Genomic DNA, 26,336 nt, shown 5'->3' with positions numbered 1-26,336 from the left:
GATAGTAGTTAAATCTCAACGCCTTTTGCAATTTGACCGTTCACATAACCATGTAAGGCTAGATAGTCCAAATCATTCAAATAATCAAATTCAACTCCGTAGGCTGCAGTTGAGTTGGTTAAATCGTATCGGTCAAAGGTGGTTTTGATGTGAGCATCCCAAGTGACTAAACGTTTGATTCTGCCTATTTGGACCATGGCCGTTAGTAATAACACATCACCCACTTCACCAATAGGATCGATGGTTTCTAATTTAGCGCCCACCGTTGAAATATCTACTATTCCCCCGGCTGTTTTGTCATATTGAGGTTGGGTTTTATTTTGAACTTGAACTCGTACATTAGCTAAAACACGCGAAGCTCTACGAATTTCGTCGATAATGATTTTGCTAGGGTAGGTTAAATGTAAATAATTATAAGGAGTCGTACAAATATGACGAACTTTGCATTGAAAAGCGCAGGCTACTTTTTTGGTGAAAAACCGAACATTGATTAATTGGTCTTTTCGAACCAGCAATGGTCTATTTTTGCCAAGCATTGGGGTGGCAATTAAAACTGTGTGGTGGGGGTTAATGCCTAATAATTGAGTTTGAAAACGTTGATCTTCTCCAAGTTCAATGTTGACGGCTTGCCCTGGTAAAATACTTAATTTGCTTAAATCCGATGCTTGTTCTGTTTGAATCATGTTTAGCACTTTTTTTTGATGGTAATTAAAGTGTAGAACGAAAAAATTAAGCTGTTAAAAATTGTGAGCAAAACTATGCATTAAACATTTTGAATAATGGAATTGAGGAAAGTTACATTTGGAAATATTTTAGAATCATTTGGATATATTTCGACACAAACTCGAACATTTGTTTGTTCATTACTGAGCTACTTTTAATGAATAACATTTAGTTTAATGAATAACATTTAGTTTTATTAATTAATTAGTGGTTGAGGTAAATATGTCCCGAGCATCGGAATTTGAAGAAATCAATGTTGCCGCGTTAGGTATTAAAGATGAAGACAGAGAGCGAATTGAGCGTTTTTTTGCTTTAGATAGTAATAATCGATTTAATTTAGTTGGGACTGAAAAGCTTTCAAAAGCACATTTAATTGTTGTGGATGCCGATCACAGCATGATTGAGCGAAAAATGACGGTCATCAATAAACAATATCGTTTTAGTGGTATTTTGGGTTTAAGTGATAATAATAAACTTTTATCGGGTACTCGAATGATCTCTAGACCTTTGAATTATAGGCATATTAACGCTGCAATATTAGGTTTACTTCAACATCAGCCTGATTCCAATAATCGTGAAAATTGTCGTGTTTTAAATTTGGATGCTCAATTATATGGGCACCTAGAATTAAAAAAACATACCTTGGAATTGTACGATAATGTCGAAATAGTCAATGTGTTTGATATGCATGAGGCGCAAACGATGTTAGATATGCATCATTTTGATATTGTGTTTATTAACGAAAATATTACCGATATTGATTATTTTGATGCCTGCAAGTGGGTAAAACAAAATCATGATACGACCGTTGTTTTGACTCAGCATAAAACAGGGCCGATCACCAGAATGAAAGCAAAACTGGCTCATGCGGACGATGTATTGAATTGGCCGATTAGAATGTATCAGTTTCAAAGTTGTTTTGAGCGAGAAATGTTGAAATTTCAAAGTCAAAAAGAAACGCATTTTGTTGTTGAAAATGTATCAAACCAGTAAGTTTGAAGTTATTTTGGTAACCAATATTTAGCGTTAATCCAAGCGATAAAAAAAGTGACGTATCCTGCGATGATGACGTCACTAAAAAAATGTCCACCTTGGGCAATGCGAGTGTAACTTAGCGCAAAACCCAGGGCCAAACCTGGAATGAACGCCCATGTTCGTCTGGCTAAAAAACCAAAGCATAAGAAGTAAAAACCAATTCCAGCATGACCACTAACAAATGAGCAATTAAAATCACATTGATTTGAAATTTCGTAAGCTCGGGTAAAAATTAATTCACCATTAAATTCAATTATATCTCGAGGGCGGGCGCGGCCAAATGCATTTTTCATTACCACTTCAATTATAAGTGCACTGATAAAAAGCGTGCTAATTAGAAAAACAATTTGATAATTAACTTGTTTTGTTACTGAATAAATAATTGCTAATACCAATAGTAAAACAATAAAAATCCAAACAGCAATAGATTGAAATAGATCTTTTAAAAAATCTAATAATAAATTTGAAGGGAAATTATGCGTGAAATCGTCGTAAAAAAAGCTTGAAATAACCAGGTCAATATTTGGAAATATAATCACAAGTAACGAAAATAATATAAAACTGATAAAAAATAGGGAAAGCAGGCGCATAGATAATCACAACAAAAATCATAATAGTAAGGGGAATTGTTAACGATAGAAAGGGTTGCATGAGGATTGCACAAAAAAACACCATTGTTTGCATTCATTACTTGCTTTATCCGTGAGGATAATTAGACTTTCGCCTTTTTTAAATTTATACAACAAGTAACTTTATTGCTACGCAACATAGGAAAATGCATGTCTCACAATCGTTTCTCCATCAAAGTGACAGATTATGTCAAACAAATCGCTCAAACTTTAACTGTGCGTGAGCAAATCGCAGAAATTTGTTGTGCTCATTATGGCTCGCATAATTTAGATCAAATGGTGCCTGCGGGCAGTGTGTTTATCCACCCGGGGCCAAAAGACTATTTTAAAGGTGCAATGGATCAGTTTAATTCGCTTTGTAAGTATCCTGCATTAATGACCACCGATATGGAAGAGGGGCCGGGTTTAATGATTAAAGGTGGCACCAAGTTTCCATCTATGGCCGGTTGTGCAGCAACAGATAGTTTAGATAATGCCTATACAATGGGTAAAATTGCGGGAATAGAAGGTCGTCAAGTTGGCTTTAATTGGACTTTGGCGCCATGTGTTGATATCAATCATGTGCCTGACACGCCAACTTGTACAACGCGTACAGCTGGTCAAACGGCAGAAAAAGTAATTGGTATCACATCGCAATATATTAAAGGTTGCCAAGAAAACGGCTTGATGGCAACGGCTAAGCATTTTCCAGGTGATGGATTTGGTGTATATGACCAGCATTTAACAACGCCTGAAAATCCTCATACCATGGAGCGGTGGTGGGCAACATCGGGTAAAGTTTACCAAACCTTAATTGATGAAGGTGTTATGACTATCATGCCTGGTCATATTAGTTTACCCGCATATGATGAGGTTGATCCATCAAATGGAGTGTATCCACCAGCTTGTCAATCTAAAAAAATCATGACGGACTTATTAAAAGGTGAGTTGAATTTTGATGGATTGATTGTATCCGATGCCATCAATATGGGTGGATTTGCTGGCTTTAGAAATATTTATGATGGTTGCGCAATGTTTTTAGAAGGTGGTGGCGATGTATTGTTATTTGCTAATCCAACTGAATCATTTTTAGATGAAATTGAAGCGCGTATTGACACAGGTTTATTAACCAAAGCGACATTACTTAACCGTGTTGAGCGAGTATTAGGCTTAAAGGAACAGCTTGGTTTAATTGGTCAAACTCAAGATACCGTTTTTACTCAAATTCCATTGGTTGATTTAGAAGCCCATCAAAAAGTGGCTGACGCTGTGATTGGTGATGCTATTCGATTGGTTCGTGACAGAAATAGTGTGTTACCTGTAACTGACACTAAATCTAAAAAGGTTTTGCATGTGACCGTTTTGGTTGAGTCTATTGACGATGCTGAAGCAAAAACAATTATTGATTTAAACGCTCAGTTAGAAAAAGAGTTTGCAAGTGTCACGCATATGGATGATCCAGGGCCTAATAAACTGTTAGAGATTGTTCAAAATAAAGAATACGATTTAATTATTTGCTCGTTAGGTAATTCATATAAATACGGCACAAACGTGATTCGATTATACGGCAAAGTTGCCCGTAACATGATGAGCGGCTGGATGCATATGGGTACAGAGGTTGTATTTATCAGTCATTTTCATCATCGTACCCACGAAGAGTATGTAGCGGTTATGGATTGTGTGATTAATACCTATGGCACAATGGATCGAACTCACAGCATGTTGGTTGATCGCATTGTAGGTAAAACTGATATATTAAGTTTATAAAAAAAGTGTCCAAAAAAAGCCCTGATCCATCAGGGCTTTTTTTTTGCCTTAATTTTAACAGGTTAATTTTTTAGCAATCAAAGCCACGCGTTTACCTAGTGCATGGCAAAGTGAGTCTTCATTTTTGCTAAGATTTTCTTTGTGGGAAATCATGCCCGCTCCATATGGACTGCCCCCTTCGTATTTAGTAAATTGCTCATTAATGTGCATACCAGTAGCTGTAAAAGGGATGCCAACTATAATCATTCCATGATGCAATAATGGTAATTGCATTGACAAACATGTGCTTTCTTGGCCGCCATGCAAAGTTGATGAGGAAGTAAACACTGCTGCAGGTTTGTTGACCAAAGCACCACTTAGCCATAAATCGCTGGTCTGATCTAAAAAGTACTTTAACGGCGCGGCCATATTGCCAAATCGAGTAGGGCTGCCCATCACAAGTGCGCTGCAATGTGCTAAATCATCTTTACTTGCAAATAAATAACCCTCATCTGGGATTTCGTGTTGTGTTTTTTCGGTCTGTGCTGATATTCGTGGCACCGTTCTAATTCTGGCCTCAATTCCTGCGGACTCAATGCCTTTTGCAATGGATTCAGCCATCTGCTGAGTATGCCCTCCGCTTGAGTAAAATAACACTAAGACATATTCACTCATTAAATGATCTCTAACACTTTTTCAGGTGGTCTGCCTAGCACAGCTTTGTCATTGTGAATGACGATTGGGCGTTCAATTAATTTAGGAAATTGGACCATAAAATCTAATAATTGATCGTCAGTTAGATCTGTATTTTTAAGGTTATTATCTTTGTAGGCGGCTTCATTTTTACGAAGTAATGCACGGGCTGAAATGCCTAATTGAGAAAGAATTTGAATCAATTTGGCTTTGGTTGGAGGTGAATCTAAATATAAAATAATCTTTGGTCGAATTTCTTTAGATTGTAAAATCTCTAATGTTTGACGGGATTTAGAACAACGTGGGTTATGGTATATGATAGTCATTAAATTTCTCGATCGAAAAAATGAAATAAGGTAATGCGGTTATGCAATCAAAGCAAGCAAATGAACAAAAAAAGAAGATGCAAACAACCTGTTTGCGTTTTAATCATGATCCAAATAAAAATCACCTTAATCAAATATTGAGTCAATTACAAAGGGCTCCAAAGATTGTAAAAATCGAGCCACCCATAACCATCGAAATGGGGGGAGGTTTAACTATTGGGGAGCGTTGTTATTTTAATTCGGGTGCGACATTGTTGGACAGCGGTGAAATTGAAATAGGAAATGATGTATTAATAGGGCCTAACGTACAAATATATTCAGTAGGACACCCATTAAATTACGATTTAAGATCACAGGGTGAGTATATTTTTTCAAAAGTTGTGATTCAATCGGGAGTTTGGATTGGCGGGGGGAGTATAATCTGCTCAGGTGTAACAGTTGGTGAAAAGTCGGTGGTTGCAGCTGGTTCAGTGGTCACTAAAGATGTGCCAAGTGGAGTTTTAGTTGGAGGAAATCCAGCAAAATTAATAAAAGAAATAGGCGCATGATGTGTTGTTAATAAGTTGTTTTTTAAGGGAATAAAGTATTTTTTGTTAACTAATCGTATTTTTAATGTGATTGAATTCGCTAAAATCTCTTCACTTTTTGATTTGAAACAATATAAGTTTTTAATTGGGTAAGCGCTTACATTTTTTTACTGTTGTACGTGAAAGAATATTTATTACGAAGTTGGAGAAACCTGTATGAAGCATGTCATTTCATTTTTAGCAATCAGCTCAATGCTGGTTTTCTTGTCTTGTAGTCCTGAGTATGAAGGGAATGTTGGCGGAGCTTCGGATCCAAATTATTGTAAAGCACCAATATCAGTGCAAGACACATCTGAAGCTAGAGATATGTTATTTGACTTGCCAGATACAGTTTCTTCTGTTGATTATTCAGTTGGCTGCAAAACTTATGTAGAAAAATGCGCTAATTGTCATATGCTTGATGGAATGGCCTTAAATAAGTCCTTAGCTTTAGGTGATGCAACGGCAATCCATGAAAGTGCGGGTTATGACACATTGTGTGAATCATGTGAAATTGGGAAAAATTTGGGGCCAAGAATCGCTATTGATATGCCTCCAAAAAGAGGTGACTCTGTACCATTATCATTAACTGAGGCTGAAAAAGTGTCAGTTTATATTCGTGCAAAATTTTATAATGACATAACTCCCTCCAATGATGAAATTCCAGCAAACTTACCTGAAAGTATGAGGCCTGATGAGAGTATTGTAAATGTTAGAGGGCGAGAGCTTTATAATGATAATAATTGTGCTGCATGCCATGGTTCAAATGGAAGAAGTGGGATTTATGGTAAGCCAATGACTGAATATACAATCGATAAAGTAACTTTAATTGGTAAGTTGGATGGCACTAAACTTAACACAATTGCTGGCTATGGCTCACCAGATGACATTATGAATGAAGGTGGTAGTCCTGCTGATAATGATGATATAGCAGAATACATGAATGAAGCATTCGATTACGGTTGGTAAAGGGGAAGAGCATGAAAAAGATAATTGTATTAGCTGTATTAACAGCATTAGTTTCAAGTTGTGTTCATGTCGCTCCATACGAGCGTGATGCATTGGCATCCAAAGAAATGACTTGGTCACCAGATTCAATGAAATCGACTTTAGATAGTCATGTATTTTTCAGTAAAGAAGCCTCATCAGGCGGCACTGCCGCAGCTGGTGGTGGATGTGGGTGTAACTAAATGAAAAAGAATCATAAATTATTAGCATTAACCGCCTCTGCAATGACCCTTCCTGGTATTGCAATTCAAGCTCAAGCAACGTCTGCCCCTGCAGAATCTGAAGTAGGATATCGTTTTTCTGGCTATTTTGAATCAGACATTGATGAGGCTCGTGTTATTACGGGTAGTAATGAGCGTTACGATATTTTAGTAAATCAGTTTCATTTATTGCATCCTATCAATGACCACGCTGTTGTGACTTATGAAGGTACGTTTGAAACATTAAGTGGTGCTTCCCAATATCTATCAACTTATCGCAATGCAGATGGTAGTGAGCCAGTAAATGATTCAACGGATGTATTTGATCCTTTGACGGATAAAGTGGGTGTACACATGAGTGGTGCATCTATCCAAGAAAAGCGTATCGACTCCTTTGTGGGAGCAAGGTTTTATAAATCAAAAACCGAAGAAAGCGATGCGGCAGGTAACTATGGTGCAAAAGCAGGGTTTTCTAGTGAAAACGATTATCTGTCATTAAGTATTGCAGGTGACGGTTCCATGGAATTTGATGATGCTCATACAACGTTAAGTGCCGGTGCAAGTTTTGCGCTTGATACATTAGATCCTACTCCAGCAAGTGGAACGGTTGATGCTGAAGATGATTCAAATAGCCCAGGTCGTCAATGGTCAAGTATTTACAATAAACGAACTTCGTCATCAGTATTTGCTGGAGTTGGACAAATCATTAATCCAACGTTAGTAGTGCAGGCAAATGCCAGTTTTACTTTAAAAAATGGTACTACGTTTTTAACGGATCATTATCGTGAATTTAATGGCGCATCCGTTGATCGACGTCCAAAATCCCGTGCTATGGTGACGTTTTCAACGGGAATGAGAAAAGCCATCCCAGATTTAGATACAGCAATTCACGCAGATTATCGTTTTTATTGGGATGATTGGGGTGTTTTATCCAATACATTGTCATTAGCTTGGTATCAACGTTTTGTGATTGATAGTGATGACGAGTCAGGAATTATGTCATTTATGAGTGATAACGATGTCGCCTTTGTGATTTCACCAAATGTGCGTTATTACCATCAAACAGCTGCAAGTTTTTATGAAATATTAAGTGAAACTGCTGTAGCAAATCTTTCTGAAGAACAGCAAACGGCGGGTGATAGTAATTCATATAATTTTTTAACTAGTGATTCTTCTTCTGATCCACGTCTTGCAGCTTACGGCGCATTAAGCGCTGGCATGGGGTTTAGAGCAGAATTTTTAGATATTGCTTTCGTCTCAAATTTTGAACTGTATACTTCCTCTCCTGGATTAGGTATTTCAAATCGCAACCAAGAATTACCCAATGCCATGAAGTATTTTAGATTCACAGCAGGATTAGATTACAAATTCTAACAATGCAACTGTATACTAAGCAGTTTAATGCGATGGGTGGCCCATGTGAAATAAGCATATGGGCAGCTTACTATCCAGAGCAACTTTTTGCGTTAGCTATCAATGAAGCGCAAAGATTGGAGAAAAAATACTCAATATATTTGGATACATCGATCATATCGCAAATAAACCGATCCAGTGATCGGTTTTTTAGTATCGATGAAGAAACCATGGCGTTATTTAATTACGCTCACACTTGCTATGAGCAAAGTGATGGGTTGTTTGATGTGACTAGCGGTGTTTTAAAAACAGTTTGGGACTTTAAATGTAATGTAATTCCTAAACAAAGTGAAATTGAACAATGTTTGTCATTTGTAGGGTTTAATAAATTAACTTTTAATGGCTCTGCAATACACAAACCTGAAGGGATGCAAATAGATTTTGGCGGCATAGTGAAAGAGTATGCCGCTGATTGTATTGCCAATATTCTGCTGATACAGGCAGGTGCGGATTTGTCCGCATTGGTGAATATGGCTGGAGATGTGTTTATCACTAATCCCCAGCCAGATAATCAACATTGGCAGGTTGCAATAACTCATCCACAAACAAAAGAAGCAATTGCGCTTTTGCCTGTGATGAGAGGGGCAGTGACCACAAGTGGTGACTATGAGCGATTTATTGAAATTAATAATGAACGATTCAGTCATTTACTTAACCCCAAAACTGGTTGGCCAATAAAAAGTCCTTGGGCAAGTGTGTCAGTAGTGGCAACAAAGGCAATCATCGCAGGCAGTGCTTCAAGTATCGCAATGCTCTATGGTGAATTTGGTAAAAATTGGTTGGATGAATTGGAATTGCCGTATTTAATGGTGGACCAATCGTTTAACTGCATCGTAAATAAACAAGAGTAGTTATTATGAATAAATTAATCAGTCTATTTTTCATGTTCATGTTGTCCATGAATGTGATGGCAACTGAAGATGTAATATTTTTAGATGAAGCTGATGCTTACCACATGAGTTTTGCATCCGATACCGAAAATCAAGAATTGGTTGTTTCTTGGAAGATGGAAGACGGTTACTACTTATATAAAGATAAAATTGCCGTTGCAATTTCAGAAGATGTTTACATCGAACCAAGTAAAATTAGTTATTCGAATAACTTCAAAAATAAAAATGATGAAATTTTTGGTGACATAGATGTGTATTATAAAACGGCTGAAGTGCGTTTTAAAATGGATGTTACTACTCCAACCATCTTCACATTAGAGTATCAAGGTTGTGCAGATGCCGGACTTTGTTACCCTCCTCAAGATCGTGAAGTTACTTTTTATCCAGCAGGAACTGAAGGTCAAACTGCTGACTTCGCAATCGTTGAGCCATTCAAATTCTCAACATTCTTACTGGTTCTTTTGATGGCGCTTGGCGGTGGTATGATTTTAAACCTTATGCCTTGTGTATTCCCTGTTCTAGCAATGAAAGCCATGACATTTGTTCAATCTGCTGGTCATGAAAAAATTGAAAATATTCGCCACTCTTGGGCTTATACAATTGGTGTGGTAGTGAGTTTCTTGATTGTTGGCGGCGCGTTATTGGTACTTAAAATATTTTTTGGTGTTGATGTAAGCTGGGGCAAGCAGTTAAGTAGCCCTTACGTTTTAATGGCAATGATCTATATCTTCTTCTTCATCGGTTTAATGCTTTATGGTTTTACGACCGTTGGTACAAGTTTGATGGGTGTTGGCCAAGGTTTAACTGAAGATACAGGTTTGAAAGGCTCGTTCTTTACGGGTGTTTTAGCAACATTAGTGGCAACACCATGTACAGGTCCTTTGATGGCTCCACCTTTATTGTTCGCTTTAACTCAGCCGCCACAATATGGTTTATTGGTATTTATTGCTCTTGGTTTTGGTATGGCGTTACCGATGTTGTTAATTGCATATATTCCAGCAGCAGCGCGTATGATGCCTCGACCAGGTGCTTGGATGGAAGTTTTTAAACAGGGTATGTCTTTCCCTATGTTTGCCGCAGTTATCTGGTTAGGTGATGTATTATTAGCAGTAGTGGGTGCAGATGGTATCGTATTAGCAGCAGGTGGTATGTTAGGTCTAATGTTCTACTTCTGGCCTTCGTTCCATAAAGTGAAACCTGCAAGTTTTGGGAAGTTCTTTTTAAGAACCGCTGAAATATTCCTTTTCATCTATGTGGTTTATTTAAGTGCTAAAGAGTTTGATTCAATTATTGCTGTTGCTGCTTCAATCGCTGCATTGGTTGTGTTGATTGTTTACTACAAAATGGTACTTAACGTTTACACTCCAGGTTTCTACGAAATATTCGGTAAAATCACTAATGTAGTTACAAAGATAACATTAGGGTTATTAATTATTGTTTGGGTACCTTATAACTTGGCAAATCCTGAGCCTGAAAAATGGTTAGATTTTAAAGAAGTTGATTTAGAGGAACTAATTGAAAAAGGCCCCGTTTTTGTTGATGCCACTGCTGAATGGTGTATTACATGTAAAGCAAACGAAGCAGTTTCAATGCATGATGGTTTCTTTAAAATGGCAGAAGAAAAAGGCATTGCATTAGTTGAAGCCGATTTCACTTCGTCTGATCCTGAAATATTAGCGTTCTTACGTGCTCATAATCGTGTGTCGGTTCCTTTGTATGTATTGTTTATTCCTGGTCAAGATCCAATCTACTTGCCACAAACACATACTTCAGAAACGATCACTAATGCGTTTATGGCAATACCTGATTTAAATTCAGATCACGATGCATTAATAGATGAGTTATTAGTTGATTAATAAAATCGATGCAACAAAAAAGCGGCAATAGCCGCTTTTTTTTCGTCTGTCTAAAATGTGTTTAAAACATTTCCAGAAAATTCTACTTTCCAAAAATGCTCTTAAGGCGTTTGGCTAAACTCAAATCACCACGAGATTTAATTTTGCCAAGCATTAAAGCGGTTGTGGCATTTAATTCACCTGCTAGTAATTTTTCAAAAGTTTTGGTGCTCATGGATAAACGAATATCAGGGTATTCATTTTTTTCTTTTGATAATGTCCATTTTCCGTCGTTAATGATTAGCTGATATTCATTTTCGTCAGTTAAATTTAATTGATAGGTAGCTGCAAATCCTAAAGAGGCGGCTGAATCGAATTTTTTGGTCAGTAATGTGGTTAGGCGATCGAACATAATTTAAAAACAATTAGAAATGAGAGGGTAATGTACCAAACAATGACTTATTACTGTAGCCATTGTTGTTAGGACTGACTATTATCCTTTCTTTTTATTTTTAACGAATTATGAAGTACTTACTTTCTTTTCTAATTATATGTTTACCTACCTTTAATGCAGCCGCTGTAATTTCAGATGACTGGTTAGATGATGATGCGTTATTTGATGCAGATATTGAGAACGCTCAGCCGGCAACAGAAATAAAAAACGATGGAGTAAACAAAAAGCAAAAAGCAGATCAAACGGGAATTAAGTTAAATACAGTTGATCAAGGTAAAAAAATACAAATTGATCAATCTCCAGATGGTAATTCACAATCAAAAAACTCTGATAATACTGCAACGGAACCTGCTGCAACTAATCAAGCAATTAATCAAGCAACTACTGAACAAACATCTGAATCTAACCAAAGCACAAATTCGCAATTAGAAGATGTGGTTATCACCGGTCAAGTTGATAAAACCACTATGAGTGAACAAACTCAAAAATTATTTTCAATGCCAGGGGCGGGGGGCGATCCTTTAAAGGCGTTAGAGGCTTTACCTGGAATTACAAGTGAATTCTCATTTGTCGGCGCTCCCTCAGTGCGAGGTTCTGCTCCAGAAGATAATAGCTATTTAATTGATAATTTACCTGTTGCTAATTTATATCATTTATTGGGATACAGTATTTTCTCAGACAATATCGTACAAAATTTCGACATTCAAATGGGTGCCTTTCCAGCTAAATACGCAGGAGGAACGGGTGCTGCAATCTATGTGGATTTACGGGAGCCTAAAAATGAACCATTTTCTTGGGTCATTGACTTGGGGATGTTTCATTCTGGTGTGTTTTTAGAAAGTAAAATAACTGAAAATCAATCTGTTTATTTTGGTGCCCGTAAAAGCACAATCAGTTATTTTGCACCTTTGTTTATTGCTGATGATGAACCTGAAGAATTAGAAGAAGGGGAAGCACCACCACCGATCATAAGCCAATTTCCAAACTCCGATGATTTATATTTTAAATATCACAATACAATTAATAAGCAAAACAGTATTGATTTTTCTATATTGGGTGCTCAAGATTATTTTGGGATCGAATTCCCTGAAGGTTCTGAAATTGAAGACACGGAGCCCGCATTATCAGGGGGGCCACTAGCAATTAATAATAAACAAAGTACAAGCGGGCTAAATTGGGAGTTTCAAAAAGATAACAATAATCGCTTTGTAACGACGTTAGGATATTTGTTTTTCAATTCTGAAATTGTATTAGGTGACGGCTACTTTAATAATTTAGATGTTAATTCATTAATTGTTAAAAGTTTTTATGAAAACTCTAATAATGCTAAACATATAATAAGTGTGGGTGCGGAATTGGTTAGTGATCATGCTGTGTATACAAGTCGATTATTAAATACTCCAGCTTCAAGGTTTAATGAAGATGGTACCTATAGCTCTGGTGTCTTAGTTGAAACCGATGGAGATATAACAATTAATTATCTAGATGGGTTTGTACAAGACAAATGGTTCATTAACGATCATCTGACATTTACAAATGGTGCTCATGTTTCTTATGATGATTATATTGAAGACTCAATCTTTCAGCCCAGAAGTGAGATTGAATTTAACTGGTATGATGAATGGATTTTAAAAAGTGCATTTGGAGTGCACCATCAATATCCTGAAATTTTAAGTTTATTACCTGATTTTGGCAATCCTGATTTGAAAAATATCACAGCTAATCATTATGTGTTTAGCGTGGAGAAAAATAATTATAGCGGCTTAAAAATTAAAGTAGATACCTTTTACAAACAATTAAATAATCTAGTGATCGATACGTCTGATGAACGACGATACAGTAACCAGGGCAGTGGTGATGCGTACGGTTTAGAGATATTAGTAGAACAAGAGAAAATTGGTGACTTTTCTGGTTTTGTCGCATTAAGTTTATCCAAGTCCACAAGGACAAATGAAATTACAGATGTGACCAATTCATTTGAATTGGATAAACCTTTTGTGTTTGATTTTGTATTGGATTATGAACCAAATGAGAAATGGAAAATTGGTGGAAAGTGGAATTTAAAATCGGGAAGTTTATATACTCCTATTTTAGGAGGTGAGCCCAATCCTACTCCAGAATATTCAGATACATTTATACCGATATACGGTGAGTCAAATTCAAAGAGATTCCCAGTGGTGCATCAATTGGATATGCGTATAGAATACAATAAAGTAACACCTAAAAAAGAAATTACATATTATGTTGATATCATCAATGTATATAACCAGAAAATTGTTCAAGGGTATTCTTATAGTTCAGATTACTCAGAAATAGAAGATGAATCTACGGGTTTTCCTTTCTTACCTTTGTTTGGAATGAAAATGTCCTTTTAAGGCCAAAAAAATTATGAATTTAAATTATAAGAAAATATTGTCAATCAGTTGTGTGAGTATTTGCGCAATAGGTGTTGCTCATGCAAAAGTCATTGATAAAGTGACGGAAAATATTGAAATGATTAATCAAAATGGTGTGGTCTCACAACAAAAAATCGAGGCCATTCAAGCTAAAACAGATACATTGTTTGAACAATACATCAAACTTCAAGATCAGTTAGAGCAACTCAGTATTAATAACCAATATATTCAAAATTTAATCGATGACCAGATCATGAAACTGGCAAAATTAGATTCTCAATTAAATAGTATTGATGAAACCAATTCAGCATTGATACCGTTAATGCAACAAATGATCAGCACTCTTAAACTATTTGTACAATTAGATACACCGTTTTTGTTAGAAAAAAGAATGGATACGGTTTCTAAATTAGAAGGGGTGTTTAAGCAATCAAATTTATCCATCGCGCAAAAATATCAGCAAATACTGCAAGCTTATGTCATCGAAAGCCAATATGGACAAACCATTGAAACTTATCAAGGGCAGTTAAATATCAACGGACAAAATTTGACAGTTCAGTTTTTTAGAATGGGACGTTTAGCTTTATATTATCGAAGTATCGATCAAAAAAATGCATATGTTTGGAATAATAAAAATAAAACATGGATTGAATTAGATAGCTCACACATGTTTAGTTTAGATAAGGCCATGAAAATGGCACAAAACAAAGTGACTCCTGCTTTAATTTCGCTGCCCGTTGTATGGGATTCTGTTATTAATAGTGCGAAACCAAAGGGGGCAGGACTATGAATAATACAATAATTAAGCCACTAATTAAGCCACTAATATTTGTTTTAATATCTATGAGTTCAGCGTTAAGTGTTTATGCATCAGACTTAGATGCGTTACTTGAAAAAGTGATTACTGATGGATACGAAGAAAGTGATACTCACAAACAGCGAGAAAAGGCATTTTTAAGTAATCAAAAAAATCAAGCGAATTTAGTAGAGCAAACCATTCAAGCAATTGATGATGCTAAGTTGTTACAAATAAAATTAAATAATCAGTTGAAGTTAAATGAATCGTTAATAACAGAGCTAGAAACAGAAATTGAAGAAAAAGCAGGGGATTTATCCAATGTGTTTTCAATTGTGCATCAAATAAGTGAAGATCAAAAAGTTTCTCTACAACAATCAGTCATCAGTTCTGAGTTTTCAAATCGAATGGGTACATTATCTAAAATTGAAGATAAAAATGAGTTACCAAAAATAGAAGATCTAAAACAACTTTGGTTAATCATTCAGCATCAAATGACTCAAAGCGCACACGTGAATACTTCTTCTCTATTGGTAACAGATATAGAAGGCGTTGAAAGTAAAGAAACTGTTATTCGGTTTGGCGGTTTTAATTCAGTGATTAAAAATGAATTTTTATCGTACTATGCTCCAAATACAAAATTATTGACATTATCCAAACAACCCGAATCTAAATTTATTAATGAAATTAATCAATGGTTTAGTCCTGAAAAATCATTAGTTAAAAATGTGGTAATTGATCCAACTCTTGGTGGAGTATTACAACAATATTTATTACAGCCGACCATTAAAGATAGAATTAAACAAGCTGGCTTGGTAGGTTATGCGATTATATTTATTGGAATAATTGGTTTGCTAGTGGCAGCTTGGCGCTTAGTGTATTTGTTTGGTGTAAATAAAAAAGTACAGGCTCAAATGAATCACTTAGATGATATTCGATTAGATAATCCATTAGGGCAGTTATTGAGTGTTGCAAAAGATAATAACCTTGAAAATACAGCATTGCTTGAAAGTAAACTTGAAGAATCGATTCTTTCTCATGTTCCTCAATTAGATAAAGGCACTAACTTTATAAAATTATTAGCCGCTGTCGCTCCATTATTAGGGCTTTTAGGAACCGTGACAGGCATGATAGATACATTCCAAACTATTGTTGATCTAGGCACAAGTGATCCTCAATCAATGGCAGATGGTATTTCTCAAGCATTATTAACGACTGTGTTTGGTTTGTTAGCGGCCGTACCGTTGTTATTTTGCCATAGTTTTGTAACTTCTAAGGTACGTGCATTAACGGTGATATTATCTCAACAATCTGCCGGTTTATTAGCCATGCATATCAAAAAAACGGATACAGAAAATAATCATGATTGATTGGCAGATCGTTTCAACAATTAATTCGTTCTTTAATCAAGCAGGCTGGGTGATCAGCCTGATTGTGTTTAATTGCTTTTTATTAATGCTGTTATTTTTTGAGCGTTTTTATATTTTAAATTTTCAATTTAAGCATCTGTTTGCAAATTTAAAAATACAAATAAAAAGCAATAATAAAAAAGATTGGCTAGATCAAAATATTCAAGATACCTATTTGTCACAAGCTCAATTTGAATTAACCAAGCGTGATACTTATATCAAAATGTTAATAATGATCTGTCCGTTATTAGGTTTGTTAGGTACGGTATCTGGTATGGTGTCGGTATTTGATGTATTGGCTATTACAGGTACATCCAATGCTCGAGCAATGGCCGATTCAATTGGCCAAGCAACCATACCAACAATGGCTGGAATGGTGGTTGCCATTTTTGGTTTAATTTTACAAAATCAATTAAATGCTTTGGCAAGCAGACGTACTCATGTGTTAACACAATGGGTGCAAGGAAACTAATATGGCTGGAAAATTCTCAAAACATATTTTCAATCAAAATGAAGATGCACAAATTGACATGACACCTATGCTTGATGTTGTTTTTATTATGTTGATCTTTTTTATTGTGTCCACTTCGTTTATTAAAGAAACTGGCATTGATGTAAATCGACCTGTGGCTTCTTCTACGCAAGTAATAGATCAAAATATTATTTTAGTGGCAATTGACGAAAATTCTCTAGTATGGATAGATAAACAGCAAGTACCTATTGGGAATTTGAAATCTAAAGTTGAGCGAGCAGTTTTAGAAACAAAAGGGGCTTCTGTGGTAATACAAGGGGATACTCAAGCAAGACTTGGATTGTTTATTCAGGTCATGGATCAAATTAAATTAGCTGGTGTTGAAAATATTTCAATTGCCTCGGTTAAGCCTAAATAATGGACAGTTAAATATTATGAATTTAAACCTGTCTGTTCATTCGTCTTTTGTGGCATTAATTGGTGCATTTTTAGCCACTGTACTTTTGGTGTGGTTAATGGCTATATTAGTTATACCTAAGATCCATGAAGGCGAACAAAAAAGAAATACCCTTAGTTTAGCTACAGTGGATTTAATAGAGCCTGTGATTGAAGAAAAGAAAAAACTGAAAGAGCCGCCTCCAGAAGATCCACCAATTAATCAACCAACGCCACCTAAAATAACGCAACCTCAACAAGCCCCTACACCAAAAATGGAAATGGATAATTTGTTTGATTTTGCAGATCCTTTAATTAATGGATTACAAACAGGCGATTTAGCGATCAATCCTATTAATGCTGCACCTGCAAATTTAGGTCAAACACCTTCTTTTTCTCGCTCAGCCCAGGTCATTGTACCTGTCACTCCTGTTTACCCGATGTCCGCATTAAAAAGAAATATAACGGGGAAAGTACAAGTGGATTTTATTATTGATACCAATGGGAGAGCTAAAAATATTCAAATCATTGAATCCATACCTGAAGGCATATTTGATCGATCAGTATTAAAAGCGGTCAACCAAACTAAATATCAACCTGTTATTGAATCTGGTGAAGTGTTACAAGAACGGGTTACTCAGCTGTTTTTATTTGGTGAACAATAATGAGATTGTCCAATTTAAATAATGGTATGAATGTGTTGTTTATCAGCTTGTTAATAACTCTTGTATTAACCTCCTTTGCTTTCTCTCAAAATTTTGAGATTAAAGAATCTTTATATGAAGCATCAAAAATTAAAACCACTCAGCTGTCTCCATTAACCGTTAAAAAGTTAAATGAAGCACAATTAATGGTAAATGATGGTTATAATCAAGCTGCATTGAATAGCTTAAATCGAACATTGTATCAAGTGAAATCCCCATATGAAAAAGCAGTAATCATACAAACTGCAGCTCATATCATTTTATTAAAGGACGATCAGCAGGCCTATCTTCAGGCTATTGAGTTATTTGAAACCGTCGTTCAATTAAATGCGTTAACCGATGCAGAGCAGAGAAATATTTTATTAAATATTGCGCTGTTAAATGGACAGCTTGAAAATTATAAACAAGCCGTAATATGGTTTCAAAAATGGATGAGTGAACAACAATATGCCAATAAAGAAATAGACAGCAAGAAAATTATGCAATTGGCTCAATTTTATCAATTGGATGAACAACTCAATATTGCAGAAACCTATTACCAAAAAGCCATAAAACAAGCCATAAAAAATAAAGAACCCGTAATTGAATCATGGTATGTACAATGGTTGAGTGTTAATTATAATTTAGAAAACTTTAAAAAATGCGAGGCTATATTGACTCTGCTAATTTCTATGTCTGCTGATAAACTACAATACTATCGTCAACTTGCCGGTATTTATGAGTGGCAAGATAATAGTAAACAAGCATTGTCTGCATGGGAAATGGCATATAAACAGTCCTTGCTTACTGAAAAAGAAGACGTGATTTTGTTAGCGCAATTGTTGTTACGATTGAATTACCCATTAAAAGCTGCAAAAGTACTGGATCAGTTTTATAAGCAATCTGATTCAAAAACGTTATTAGAACAAGATTATGAATTACTTGCGAGAGCTTGGAATGAAGCATTAGAGTTTGAACAAGCCATTGCGTCTTATAAAAAAGCGTTTAATGTTTTGAAAAATCCTAAATATGCTCAAGTAATTGCACAGTTATATATAGAGAAACTCGATTTTCAAAATGCGCTTGAAAATTTGAATAAGGTAACTGAAAATCAATCTGGTGAATATTATTTGTTACTTGGATATGTTTACGTGCAATTGGATAATACTTTAAAAGCGATGACTGCCTACGAACAGGCAACAAAATTTGAAAAATCAAAAAATCAAGCAATTGAATGGTTAGAGTATTTAAGTATAATCGCTACCAATAAATAGGTAGTAATTCAATTTGCTATTTTCCGCAAAAAACATTAATAAATAAGGCGACACTTATGTCTACAGTTACATTCCAGCAAGCTCCAGTTCAATTAACCGGTCAGTTTGTTCAAGTTGGTCAAACATCTCCAGATTTTACAGTGGTAGGCGGCGATTTAGCTGATATCACTAAAGCATCATTAGTGGGTAAAAACGTGGTATTAAGTTTTTTCCCAAGTGTTGATACTGGTGTTTGTGCAATGGGTATGCGTAAATTTAACGAAGCAGCAGCAAGCGTTGCTGACACTGTGATTATTGGTATTTCACAAGATTTACCTTTCGCAGCAGGTCGTTTTTGTGCAGCTGAAGGCATTGAAGCAGTTAAAACAGGTTCAACTTTTCGTAACAACGAAGTGCTTGAAGCATTTGGTGTTAAAATCGCTGAAGGCGCTTTAGCAAATATCAGTGCTCGTGCTGTTGTTGTTTTAGATAAAGATTCTAAAATTGTTCACGCTGAATTAGTGGGCGAAATCACAGAAGAGCCAAATTACGAAGCGGCATTAGCTTCATTAAAATAATTATATTTAATTATTAATAAAAAAAGGCTGCATTTGCAGCCTTTTTTGTTTCTGTTGATTTAAAAAATTCGTCTAGTTTGTTTCTCTGTGTTTCCCTGATAAAATGCTGAAATTCTTTTTATTGTTGTGTTTATCATGAATTTCTCAATTGTTATCCCTGCTCGTTACGCATCCACCCGATTTCCTGGAAAGCCACTTGTTTTATTAAATGGCAAAACCATGCTTGAGCGTGTTTATACTCAATGCAAACAAGTTGGTGCGTTGCAAGTGGTTATTGCAACTGACGATCAGCGAATTTTTGATCATGCTACTGGGTTTTGTGATCATGTGATTATGACAAGTGACCAGCATGTAAGTGGTACCGATCGTTTGCAAGAATGTGCGCAATTAATAGGTTTGGATGACAATCATATTTTAGTGAATGTGCAGGGCGATGAGCCTTTTATTGCAAAAGAAAATATTTCTCAGGTGGCACAACTATTACAAAATTTACCCGAGTGCGGCATGGCAACTTTGTATGAAAATATTGTCAAATTAGAAGATTTTTTAAATCCAAATGTTGTAAAAGTCGTGTGTGAACATAATCAAGCGCAATATTTTTCTCGTGCTTGTATTCCTTTTGATCGAGATGCTTTTTTAAATGGGGTGCAATCATTGCCTGCGATGGGCGCAAAACGCCACATTGGTATTTATGCATATCGTAAACAAGCGCTGGATCTTTTTGTTAGTTTTAATCAATCAAACCATGAAAAAACAGAAAGCTTAGAGCAGCTACGATTTTTAGACAACCAAATCGGTATCGCTATTGATCTTGCCAAAAAAGCATCCATGCCGGGTATTGATACTCCTGATGATGTTAAATGGGCGTTAGATTATTTAAAAAATGAAAAAGGCGATTAATATGAATAAAAAAGTATTATTTGTCTGTCTTGGTAATATATGTCGCTCGCCAACAGCCCAGGGTGTGTTTGAAAAAACCATCAAACAAAACCGATTACCTATTGACTGCGACAGCGCAGGAACCGCGGCTTATCATATTGGTAAAGCACCGGACAAACGCTCAATAAGTGCTGCCAAAAAAAGAAATATCGACCTGTCGAATTTACGAGCAAGACAGGCAATTAGTGATGATTTTTATGAATTTGATCTAATTTTTGCCATGGATCAACAAAACTATAATGAATTAAAGTCGATTCAACCTGAAGGGGCAAAGGCAAAGCTGCATTTATTTTTGCAACCCGTTGATTGTGACACAAACGAAATGCCCGATCCTTATTATGGGCAATCAGATGGATTTGAAACGGTTTTAGATTTATGTGAACAAGCAACGTTATATTGGATTAAGCAAATGGGATTTGAAAAACAAAATGACTGATATACACATGCCGAGTTTTATTCAGCAAAATTTTGATCTGCAAAATTTAAGTACAATGGCGTGCCCAAGTACTGCAACATTTTTTGCATCAATCACACGTCTGGATCAATTGACTCAAGCAATACAATGGGCGCGACAAGAAAAACTAGCAAGGTTTGTGATTGGCGAGGGCAGTAATTTATTATTAGCCAGCCAAATAAATGGGTTGGTGCTAAATATTAAACTTAAAGGTATCCAAGTTTCAAAAATAGATGAAACCCATAGTCTTGTTGTGGTGCAATCAGGTGAAAACTGGCACAAAACCGTTGTAGAATTAAGTAAACAACACTTACACGGATTAGAAAATTTAAGTTTTATTCCTGGCAGTGTTGGCGCGTCTCCTGTACAAAATATAGGCGCGTATGGGGTTGAGGTGTCACAATTAATTGAATATGTTGAATATTTTGACCCAAGTAATAGTGAAATTTTTAAAATTCAAGCAGCTGACTGTGAATTTAGGTATCGAGACAGTATCTTTAAAAAAGGAACGTTAAAAGATGTGATCATTGTGAGTGTCGCCTTTAAATTAAGCGGTGAATTTAAACCCGATCAAAGTTACGCAGGCTTACCTAAAACGATTGGGTCACCACAACAGTGGATCGAGCAAATAGGTGAAGTACGCTGGTCAAAATTACCAAAACCTGAGCAAACCCCAAATGCAGGCAGTTTTTTTAAAAACCCTATTATTTCAAAAAATGAATTTATCCAAATTCAAACCAAACATCCTGAAATTGTGTTTTTCTATTTTGAAGATCAAATAAAAATACCAGCAGGTTGGTTAATTGATCAATTAGGATTTAAAGGAAAAATTAATTCAGCGGGTGTGGGTTGTTATCATAATCAGGCCTTGGTGTTGATTAACACACAAAAAAAACCAAGAGATAACATTTTAGAAAAAGCATTGGAAATAAAACAAAGTGTAAAAGCGCACTTTGATATCGATTTAGAAATTGAACCTCAATTACTGGGTTAACATTAAGAGTAAAAAAGATGAGTACTAAAAAACTAGCCATTATCGGTGGCACAGGATTAACCCAGCTTAATCAATTAACCAATGTTCAATCTGAGCAAGTAGACACACCGTTTGGTATCGCTCATGTTCAAACAGGAAAATTACAAAATAACGATATTGTCTTTTTAGCCAGACATGGGCATCCCCATAAATTAGCGCCACATAAAGTGAATTATCGTGCAAATATTTGGGCGTTAAAACAATTGAATGTCACAGATATTATTGCGGTAAATGCAGTAGGTGGCATTACAAAAAAAATGCAAGCAGGTGTGTTATGCGTACCTGATCAAATTATTGATTATACCTATGGGCGCGAACATACGTTTTTTGATGGTACTGATGAGACATATCCATTAAAGCACATTGATTTTACGTATCCGTATACGCAATCTTTACGACAGCTAATGTTAGATCATTCAAATAATGTATTAGATTTTTCAGTATATGGTGCGACTCAAGGGCCGCGTTTAGAATCGATTTCTGAAATCAACAAGCTAGAAAAAGACGGCTGTGACATTGTTGGTATGACAGGTATGCCAGAGGCAGCACTTGCTCGAGAAATTGATCTTAACTATGCCTGTCTTTCTTTAATTGTGAATCCAGCTGCTGGAAAGTCCGCTGAATTAATTACCATGGAGCAAATCTATCAAGTACTTAACGACGGCATGCAAACGGTCTGTGGCATATTAGAGCAAACCGCTATTGCCTTTTATCAAGACTAAGCCAGTTCATAATGCAAAGGTGTTAATAATTCTTTTTCAAAAGAGTTGTTAACATCTAGACATTGAATTTTTGCAATTAACGCCTCTAGGGACATGTTTTTAGTCCCAATCACCCCAAATTCTTTAAGCCAATTTCCCGCCTCGTAAATATCCATGTCCACATTTGCATAAAAACATTGAGAGTGATTGATCACGCTTGCTTTGTGTTTCTGAGCCGATTCTAAAAAATCGATCAAATAATGGCTTTTGGGTAGCGTGCCTGAGCCGTAACTTTTTAAAATATAAACAGTGTTAGTATTTACTTTAGGGAAGGTGTTTTTTGTTAATCCAGGATGAATCCAAATTAATTGAATGTCTACTTCGTTAAACTCTCGTAATACACAGTTTAAGTCTAACTGTGTATTCAAGCTTATTTCGTGATGTGTATTTTGCGTGAATCCATTTAAAGATAATGTGTCCACTTTGCTTACTTTTTCAGCCATTAATAATTGATTATTAAACGCTAAAGCAACGCCCATTTTCTTAATAGTATCTTGCTGTAACGACTTAAGGGAAAAATTAATGTTCTGGATCGCATCGGAGTTTGTTTGAGTCAGAGGAATTTGAGAACCAGTGACAATCATAGGTACTGAAAGCATTTTGAAATAAAAACGCAGAGCACTTGCAAAATACGCCATGGTGTCTGTGCCATGGGTAATTAATACACCACAGTATTTCTCTGGATGATCATTAATTTTAGATTGAATATATGATGCGACTTCAAACCATTGTTTATAACTTGCTTGGCTTGAATCTATTAGCTCAAATGGTTGCTCAAACTCATATTCTACTTTGGAATGATATTCATCTAGAAACCTAGGTAATACGGATTGATCAGGGACTAGTCCCGATGCAGAAGGTGACATGCAAATCGTGCCGCCTAAATTGATAATGAGTATTGGTTTCATAAGGGCTGGATCATTAAAATTAAGTTGTGAAAATATTCTATTACAGTATCCTTTGTCAAAACATTTAAGGGGGCTTTATGCTTAAAATGATCGCATCTTTACTGAAATCAATCAGTAATGACTCTAATCCGTACCAACTTGCCTTTGCAGTGAGTTTTGCCATGGTATTTTCGTTTCTACCATTTTTCACTTTTTTATCAATAATAGTGCTGTTTTGTTTGTTAAGTTTTCGAATAAATCTGGCTATGTTTTTATTAGGTTGTGCGTTTTTTAAAACATTAGCATTCAGTATTGATCCATTATTAATTAAAGTGGGTGAGTCAGTATTAATGCAAGCCTCATTAACCGGAATGTTTGATTCTGCGTTTAATTCAGATTTTTTACGATTATTCCATTTTAACCATACATTAGTGATGGGTGCTATGGTGGTCAGTTTTGTGTGTTTTGTGCCTGTGTTGTTTATTTCAAAAATATTGATTGTTCGTTATCGCGTTCATTTATTAACGCGTATTAACAAATTACACATCGTACAATTATTAAAGGCCAGCAATAAATTAAACTGGTTAATAAGGTAAGGAACAAGACATGTTAAAAATATTTCGTTTACCCGGTTTTATTGCGTTTGTTGTGATCAGCGCCGCTGTATTTGCAGGCGGGTATTTCTTTGCAGATTCTGCTGTTAAATCAGGATTAGAATCCTCGTTACAAAGTGCCGCTGGCGCTCAAGTGGATATCGACAAAGTTGATATTCAATTCTCTCCGTTTGCTTTAAATATCGAACAATTAGAAATTGCCAATCCCGACAAACTGACTGAAAACGCCATCCAATTTCAAAGCGCATCTATTAAAGTAGATTGGTTAAAATGGTTTCAAGGCAAAACCATCATCGACACTATTGAAGTCAGTGGTGCAGCTTTAAATCAAATTCGTAGCAAACCCGCTAAAGCCATTAAAATTGAAAAGAAAGACACTGAAGAAGACACAGGCCCAAGCGCAATTGATAAAGTGAAATCTAATTTGCCAAGTGCCAGTGAAATTTTGGCCAATGAAGACATCAAAAGTATTGAGCAAGCAAAAGCACTAGAACAATTAATTAAAGATCGCATAAAACAAGTGGATGAAGGTTTTAAAAACTTACCGACTGACAAACAAATTGAAACATTATCCAAACGTTTAGATCTGGTGTTAAATACTAAAATTGACTCATTAGATAAATTAAAAACCCAAGCTAATGAATTAAAAGACATCAGCTTACAAGCAGGTTTATATAAAAAAGCATTCATTGATCAACGTAAGTTAATTGAAAATAGCCAAGCAGAAATCAAACAGGGGTTAGCCGATTTAAAACAACAGTCTGTTGATGACTTAAACGGCCTAAAAGAAAAATACAGCTTAGATTCTGGCGGGCTGGTTAATTTAACCCAAAGTTTATTTGGCGATCAATACAGTGGGTATTTAGATCAAGCGATTGTTTGGTATGACAAAATTTCTCCTTATTTAGGTGGATCAGACGACGCTGAAAAAGAAGCAGAGAAACAAAGACTATTAGGTCGTTATGTAGACTTTAAATCAGACCAGCCATTACCTGAGTTTTTATTAGCTAATTTATTAATGCAATTAGAATTAAAAGGACAGGCTTACGAATTAAAAGCGAACCACATTACTAATGATCAAACGGCCATGAATAAAATCACACCGTTTTCATTATCTAAAACGGTATTGTCTAAAAATGAAAAGTTTGTAGTGAAGGGTTATTCCGATCGAATTGATAAAAACCACGATTTTTTAGAATTAGATATTTCAGGTATTGAATTTGATGGTCGTCAATTATTTAAACAAGACAGCATGGCGCTTAACCTGTCTCCATCAAAAGGCAGCATTAAAGGTAAACTTGTATTAACTAAAGGTGTATTAGACGGTTCAATTAAATGGGGTTTTGATCAAACATCCTTTGAAGTGTTAGGCGATGGCACCATGGCGACACAATTACGCTCAGCTTTAGGCAATATTCAAAACTTTGATATTCAAATTAAGATTTCAGGTAAATTGAAAGACTTAAAAATTGAAGTGTCATCTGATTTAGATGGTAAAGTGGGCGAGCAAATTAAATTATTAATTAATCAAAAGAAAGATGAAGTAACTAATAAAATTCAATTAGCCGTGACTGAAAAAATTAATGAAATTAAACAACCTGCCGTTGAGCTTCAATCTAAGTTAAAAGATCAAGAAAAAGAGTTTGAGCGTAAACAAGATCAGTTTAACGAAGAAGTGCAAACTAAGCTTGATGAAGCCGAGCAAAAAGGCAAAGATAAATTGTCTTCTTTAGAAGATGAAGCAAAAGCCTTATTAGATGCTAAAAAAGCAGAGTTAGAAGCTGAGAAAAAACGCCTTGAAGCGTTAGCTCAAGAGAAAGCTGACAAGCTTAAAGCCGAAGCGGAAGCTGAAAAACAACGTATTCAAGCACAGGCGGATAAAGTAAAAGCAGAGGCCGAAGCTGAAAAACAACGTTTATTGGATGAAGCCGAAGCCGAGAAAAAACGTATTCAGGCAGAAACTGATAAGTTAAAAGCCGAAGCAGAAGCTGAGAAAAAACGTTTACAAGCGATAGCTGATGCTGAGAAAAAAGCGGCGGAAGATAAAGCTAAAAAAGAAGCAGCGGATAAACTTAAGAAATTCTTCTAATTTTTAAAGTTAATCTTGTTTAAACAATGCCCAGTTTAGC

The 26,336-nt window shown here is 35.7% G+C and carries 28 protein-coding genes; 22 read left to right on the top strand and 6 right to left on the bottom strand.

Annotation, left to right across the window (positions count from 1 at the left end; translation table 11 throughout):
• Positions 1–8 precede the first annotated feature (8 nt).
• On the bottom strand, positions 9–683 hold the full coding sequence (locus TYM08_RS12130) for a flagellar brake protein (RefSeq protein ID WP_422379412.1): 675 nt from the start codon (positions 681–683) through the stop codon (positions 9–11).
• Positions 684–945: 262 nt separating this feature from the next.
• Between TYM08_RS12130 and TYM08_RS12125 the strand changes: the two genes are divergently transcribed.
• Positions 946–1,716: a hypothetical protein gene (locus tag TYM08_RS12125; protein ID WP_422379411.1), complete on the top strand. Its 771-nt coding sequence runs from the start codon at positions 946–948 to the stop codon at positions 1,714–1,716.
• An 8-nt stretch (positions 1,717–1,724) separates the two neighbouring features.
• Here TYM08_RS12125 and TYM08_RS12120 read toward each other — a convergent pair whose 3' ends face one another.
• Positions 1,725–2,348: a phosphatase PAP2 family protein gene (locus TYM08_RS12120; RefSeq protein WP_422379410.1), complete on the bottom strand. Its 624-nt coding sequence runs from the start codon at positions 2,346–2,348 to the stop codon at positions 1,725–1,727.
• Between the two features lie 189 nt (positions 2,349–2,537).
• On the opposite strand from TYM08_RS12120, the gene TYM08_RS12115 reads away from it, so the two are divergent.
• Positions 2,538–4,133: a glycoside hydrolase family 3 protein gene (locus TYM08_RS12115; RefSeq protein ID WP_422379409.1), complete on the top strand. Its 1,596-nt coding sequence runs from the start codon at positions 2,538–2,540 to the stop codon at positions 4,131–4,133.
• Between the two features lie 54 nt (positions 4,134–4,187).
• Here TYM08_RS12115 and wrbA read toward each other — a convergent pair whose 3' ends face one another.
• Entirely contained in the window at positions 4,188–4,787 is a 600-nt protein-coding gene (gene wrbA, locus TYM08_RS12110) for an NAD(P)H:quinone oxidoreductase (RefSeq protein WP_422379408.1), read from the bottom strand.
• Positions 4,787–5,131: an arsenate reductase (glutaredoxin) gene (gene arsC / locus TYM08_RS12105; protein WP_422379407.1), complete on the bottom strand. Its 345-nt coding sequence runs from the start codon at positions 5,129–5,131 to the stop codon at positions 4,787–4,789. Before arsC ends, wrbA begins: the two co-directional genes overlap by 1 nt.
• A 41-nt stretch (positions 5,132–5,172) precedes the next feature.
• Between arsC and TYM08_RS12100 the strand changes: the two genes are divergently transcribed.
• From TYM08_RS12100 to TYM08_RS12075, 6 genes are all read left to right on the top strand, one after another.
• The gene (locus TYM08_RS12100) at positions 5,173–5,679 is read left to right on the top strand and encodes a sugar O-acetyltransferase (RefSeq protein ID WP_422379406.1); all 507 of its coding nucleotides are present in this window, start codon (positions 5,173–5,175) and stop codon (positions 5,677–5,679) included.
• A 195-nt stretch (positions 5,680–5,874) separates the two neighbouring features.
• A complete protein-coding gene (locus tag TYM08_RS12095) occupies positions 5,875–6,666 on the top strand; it encodes a c-type cytochrome (RefSeq protein ID WP_422379405.1) in 792 nt (263 codons plus the stop codon).
• 11 nt (positions 6,667–6,677) lie between these two features.
• On the top strand, positions 6,678–6,887 hold the full coding sequence (locus TYM08_RS12090) for a DUF4266 domain-containing protein (protein ID WP_422379404.1): 210 nt from the start codon (positions 6,678–6,680) through the stop codon (positions 6,885–6,887).
• The gene (locus TYM08_RS12085; RefSeq protein ID WP_422379403.1) at positions 6,888–8,279 is read left to right on the top strand and encodes a DUF3570 domain-containing protein; all 1,392 of its coding nucleotides are present in this window, start codon (positions 6,888–6,890) and stop codon (positions 8,277–8,279) included. It begins immediately after the preceding gene.
• 2 nt (positions 8,280–8,281) lie between these two features.
• Positions 8,282–9,169, top strand: coding sequence for an FAD:protein FMN transferase (locus tag TYM08_RS12080; RefSeq protein ID WP_422379402.1), 888 nt, complete (start codon positions 8,282–8,284; stop codon positions 9,167–9,169).
• Positions 9,170–9,174: 5 nt separating this feature from the next.
• Complete coding sequence (locus tag TYM08_RS12075) at positions 9,175–11,064, top strand: protein-disulfide reductase DsbD family protein (protein ID WP_422379401.1); 1,890 nt, start codon at positions 9,175–9,177, stop codon at positions 11,062–11,064.
• 82 nt (positions 11,065–11,146) lie between these two features.
• Here TYM08_RS12075 and TYM08_RS12070 read toward each other — a convergent pair whose 3' ends face one another.
• A complete protein-coding gene (locus TYM08_RS12070) occupies positions 11,147–11,455 on the bottom strand; it encodes an SCP2 sterol-binding domain-containing protein (RefSeq protein ID WP_422379400.1) in 309 nt (102 codons plus the stop codon).
• A 110-nt stretch (positions 11,456–11,565) separates the two neighbouring features.
• Between TYM08_RS12070 and TYM08_RS12065 the strand changes: the two genes are divergently transcribed.
• From TYM08_RS12065 to TYM08_RS12010, 12 genes are all read left to right on the top strand, one after another.
• A complete protein-coding gene (locus TYM08_RS12065; protein WP_422379399.1) occupies positions 11,566–13,872 on the top strand; it encodes a TonB-dependent receptor plug domain-containing protein in 2,307 nt (768 codons plus the stop codon).
• Positions 13,873–13,885: 13 nt separating this feature from the next.
• Positions 13,886–14,683, top strand: coding sequence for a DUF3450 domain-containing protein (locus TYM08_RS12060; protein ID WP_422379398.1), 798 nt, complete (start codon positions 13,886–13,888; stop codon positions 14,681–14,683).
• Positions 14,680–16,059 (top strand): MotA/TolQ/ExbB proton channel family protein, encoded by a 1,380-nt coding sequence (locus TYM08_RS12055; protein WP_422379397.1) that lies wholly within the window; start codon positions 14,680–14,682, stop codon positions 16,057–16,059. Before TYM08_RS12060 ends, TYM08_RS12055 begins: the two co-directional genes overlap by 4 nt.
• Positions 16,052–16,570, top strand: coding sequence for a MotA/TolQ/ExbB proton channel family protein (locus tag TYM08_RS12050; protein WP_422379396.1), 519 nt, complete (start codon positions 16,052–16,054; stop codon positions 16,568–16,570). Before TYM08_RS12055 ends, TYM08_RS12050 begins: the two co-directional genes overlap by 8 nt.
• Before the next feature lies 1 nt (position 16,571).
• Entirely contained in the window at positions 16,572–16,988 is a 417-nt protein-coding gene (locus TYM08_RS12045; protein WP_422379395.1) for an ExbD/TolR family protein, read from the top strand.
• 97 nt (positions 16,989–17,085) lie between these two features.
• Positions 17,086–17,670: a TonB family protein gene (locus tag TYM08_RS12040; RefSeq protein ID WP_422379394.1), complete on the top strand. Its 585-nt coding sequence runs from the start codon at positions 17,086–17,088 to the stop codon at positions 17,668–17,670.
• The gene (locus tag TYM08_RS12035; RefSeq protein WP_422379393.1) at positions 17,670–18,962 is read left to right on the top strand and encodes a tetratricopeptide repeat protein; all 1,293 of its coding nucleotides are present in this window, start codon (positions 17,670–17,672) and stop codon (positions 18,960–18,962) included. Before TYM08_RS12040 ends, TYM08_RS12035 begins: the two co-directional genes overlap by 1 nt.
• A gap of 56 nt (positions 18,963–19,018) precedes the next feature.
• Entirely contained in the window at positions 19,019–19,519 is a 501-nt protein-coding gene (gene tpx / locus TYM08_RS12030; protein ID WP_422379392.1) for a thiol peroxidase, read from the top strand.
• 135 nt (positions 19,520–19,654) lie between these two features.
• A complete protein-coding gene (kdsB, locus tag TYM08_RS12025) occupies positions 19,655–20,419 on the top strand; it encodes a 3-deoxy-manno-octulosonate cytidylyltransferase (RefSeq protein ID WP_422379391.1) in 765 nt (254 codons plus the stop codon).
• Between the two features lies 1 nt (position 20,420).
• Positions 20,421–20,894: a low molecular weight protein-tyrosine-phosphatase gene (locus TYM08_RS12020; RefSeq protein ID WP_422379390.1), complete on the top strand. Its 474-nt coding sequence runs from the start codon at positions 20,421–20,423 to the stop codon at positions 20,892–20,894.
• Complete coding sequence (gene murB, locus TYM08_RS12015) at positions 20,887–21,906, top strand: UDP-N-acetylmuramate dehydrogenase (protein WP_422379389.1); 1,020 nt, start codon at positions 20,887–20,889, stop codon at positions 21,904–21,906. Before TYM08_RS12020 ends, murB begins: the two co-directional genes overlap by 8 nt.
• A 17-nt stretch (positions 21,907–21,923) precedes the next feature.
• Positions 21,924–22,667, top strand: coding sequence for an S-methyl-5'-thioinosine phosphorylase (locus tag TYM08_RS12010; RefSeq protein WP_422379388.1), 744 nt, complete (start codon positions 21,924–21,926; stop codon positions 22,665–22,667).
• Here TYM08_RS12010 and TYM08_RS12005 read toward each other — a convergent pair.
• On the bottom strand, positions 22,664–23,614 hold the full coding sequence (locus TYM08_RS12005; protein ID WP_422379387.1) for an asparaginase domain-containing protein: 951 nt from the start codon (positions 23,612–23,614) through the stop codon (positions 22,664–22,666). The genes TYM08_RS12010 and TYM08_RS12005 overlap by 4 nt on opposite strands.
• A 77-nt stretch (positions 23,615–23,691) precedes the next feature.
• Between TYM08_RS12005 and TYM08_RS12000 the strand changes: the two genes are divergently transcribed.
• Positions 23,692–24,189, top strand: a complete 498-nt coding sequence (locus tag TYM08_RS12000; protein ID WP_422379386.1) for a TIGR03546 family protein — start codon at positions 23,692–23,694, stop codon at positions 24,187–24,189.
• 10 nt (positions 24,190–24,199) lie between these two features.
• On the top strand, positions 24,200–26,296 hold the full coding sequence (locus TYM08_RS11995) for a TIGR03545 family protein (protein WP_422379385.1): 2,097 nt from the start codon (positions 24,200–24,202) through the stop codon (positions 26,294–26,296).
• The last annotated feature ends 40 nt before the right edge of the window (positions 26,297–26,336 follow it).

The sequence above is a fragment of the Marinicellulosiphila megalodicopiae genome, from assembly GCF_045862395.1.
Classification (GTDB): domain Bacteria; phylum Pseudomonadota; class Gammaproteobacteria; order Pseudomonadales; family Natronospirillaceae; genus Marinicellulosiphila; species Marinicellulosiphila megalodicopiae.
This window is presented reverse-complemented; position numbering and strand designations above follow the sequence as displayed.

Bases quoted from the DNA above. Each gene is read 5' to 3' on its own strand.
- TYM08_RS12130 (WP_422379412.1), bottom strand. From the start codon at position 683: ATGATTCAAACAGAACAAGCATCGGATTTAAGCAAATTAAGTATTTTA.
- TYM08_RS12125 (WP_422379411.1), top strand. From the start codon at position 946: ATGTCCCGAGCATCGGAATTTGAAGAAATCAATGTTGCCGCGTTAGGT.
- TYM08_RS12120 (WP_422379410.1), bottom strand. From the start codon at position 2,348: ATGCGCCTGCTTTCCCTATTTTTTATCAGTTTTATATTATTTTCGTTA.
- TYM08_RS12115 (WP_422379409.1), top strand. From the start codon at position 2,538: ATGTCTCACAATCGTTTCTCCATCAAAGTGACAGATTATGTCAAACAA.
- wrbA (WP_422379408.1), bottom strand. From the start codon at position 4,787: ATGAGTGAATATGTCTTAGTGTTATTTTACTCAAGCGGAGGGCATACT.
- arsC (WP_422379407.1), bottom strand. From the start codon at position 5,131: ATGACTATCATATACCATAACCCACGTTGTTCTAAATCCCGTCAAACA.
- TYM08_RS12100 (WP_422379406.1), top strand. From the start codon at position 5,173: ATGCAATCAAAGCAAGCAAATGAACAAAAAAAGAAGATGCAAACAACC.
- TYM08_RS12095 (WP_422379405.1), top strand. From the start codon at position 5,875: ATGAAGCATGTCATTTCATTTTTAGCAATCAGCTCAATGCTGGTTTTC.
- TYM08_RS12090 (WP_422379404.1), top strand. From the start codon at position 6,678: ATGAAAAAGATAATTGTATTAGCTGTATTAACAGCATTAGTTTCAAGT.
- TYM08_RS12085 (WP_422379403.1), top strand. From the start codon at position 6,888: ATGAAAAAGAATCATAAATTATTAGCATTAACCGCCTCTGCAATGACC.
- TYM08_RS12080 (WP_422379402.1), top strand. From the start codon at position 8,282: ATGCAACTGTATACTAAGCAGTTTAATGCGATGGGTGGCCCATGTGAA.
- TYM08_RS12075 (WP_422379401.1), top strand. From the start codon at position 9,175: ATGAATAAATTAATCAGTCTATTTTTCATGTTCATGTTGTCCATGAAT.
- TYM08_RS12070 (WP_422379400.1), bottom strand. From the start codon at position 11,455: ATGTTCGATCGCCTAACCACATTACTGACCAAAAAATTCGATTCAGCC.
- TYM08_RS12065 (WP_422379399.1), top strand. From the start codon at position 11,566: ATGAAGTACTTACTTTCTTTTCTAATTATATGTTTACCTACCTTTAAT.
- TYM08_RS12060 (WP_422379398.1), top strand. From the start codon at position 13,886: ATGAATTTAAATTATAAGAAAATATTGTCAATCAGTTGTGTGAGTATT.
- TYM08_RS12055 (WP_422379397.1), top strand. From the start codon at position 14,680: ATGAATAATACAATAATTAAGCCACTAATTAAGCCACTAATATTTGTT.
- TYM08_RS12050 (WP_422379396.1), top strand. From the start codon at position 16,052: ATGATTGATTGGCAGATCGTTTCAACAATTAATTCGTTCTTTAATCAA.
- TYM08_RS12045 (WP_422379395.1), top strand. From the start codon at position 16,572: ATGGCTGGAAAATTCTCAAAACATATTTTCAATCAAAATGAAGATGCA.
- TYM08_RS12040 (WP_422379394.1), top strand. From the start codon at position 17,086: ATGGCTATATTAGTTATACCTAAGATCCATGAAGGCGAACAAAAAAGA.
- TYM08_RS12035 (WP_422379393.1), top strand. From the start codon at position 17,670: ATGAGATTGTCCAATTTAAATAATGGTATGAATGTGTTGTTTATCAGC.
- tpx (WP_422379392.1), top strand. From the start codon at position 19,019: ATGTCTACAGTTACATTCCAGCAAGCTCCAGTTCAATTAACCGGTCAG.
- kdsB (WP_422379391.1), top strand. From the start codon at position 19,655: ATGAATTTCTCAATTGTTATCCCTGCTCGTTACGCATCCACCCGATTT.
- TYM08_RS12020 (WP_422379390.1), top strand. From the start codon at position 20,421: ATGAATAAAAAAGTATTATTTGTCTGTCTTGGTAATATATGTCGCTCG.
- murB (WP_422379389.1), top strand. From the start codon at position 20,887: ATGACTGATATACACATGCCGAGTTTTATTCAGCAAAATTTTGATCTG.
- TYM08_RS12010 (WP_422379388.1), top strand. From the start codon at position 21,924: ATGAGTACTAAAAAACTAGCCATTATCGGTGGCACAGGATTAACCCAG.
- TYM08_RS12005 (WP_422379387.1), bottom strand. From the start codon at position 23,614: ATGAAACCAATACTCATTATCAATTTAGGCGGCACGATTTGCATGTCA.
- TYM08_RS12000 (WP_422379386.1), top strand. From the start codon at position 23,692: ATGCTTAAAATGATCGCATCTTTACTGAAATCAATCAGTAATGACTCT.
- TYM08_RS11995 (WP_422379385.1), top strand. From the start codon at position 24,200: ATGTTAAAAATATTTCGTTTACCCGGTTTTATTGCGTTTGTTGTGATC.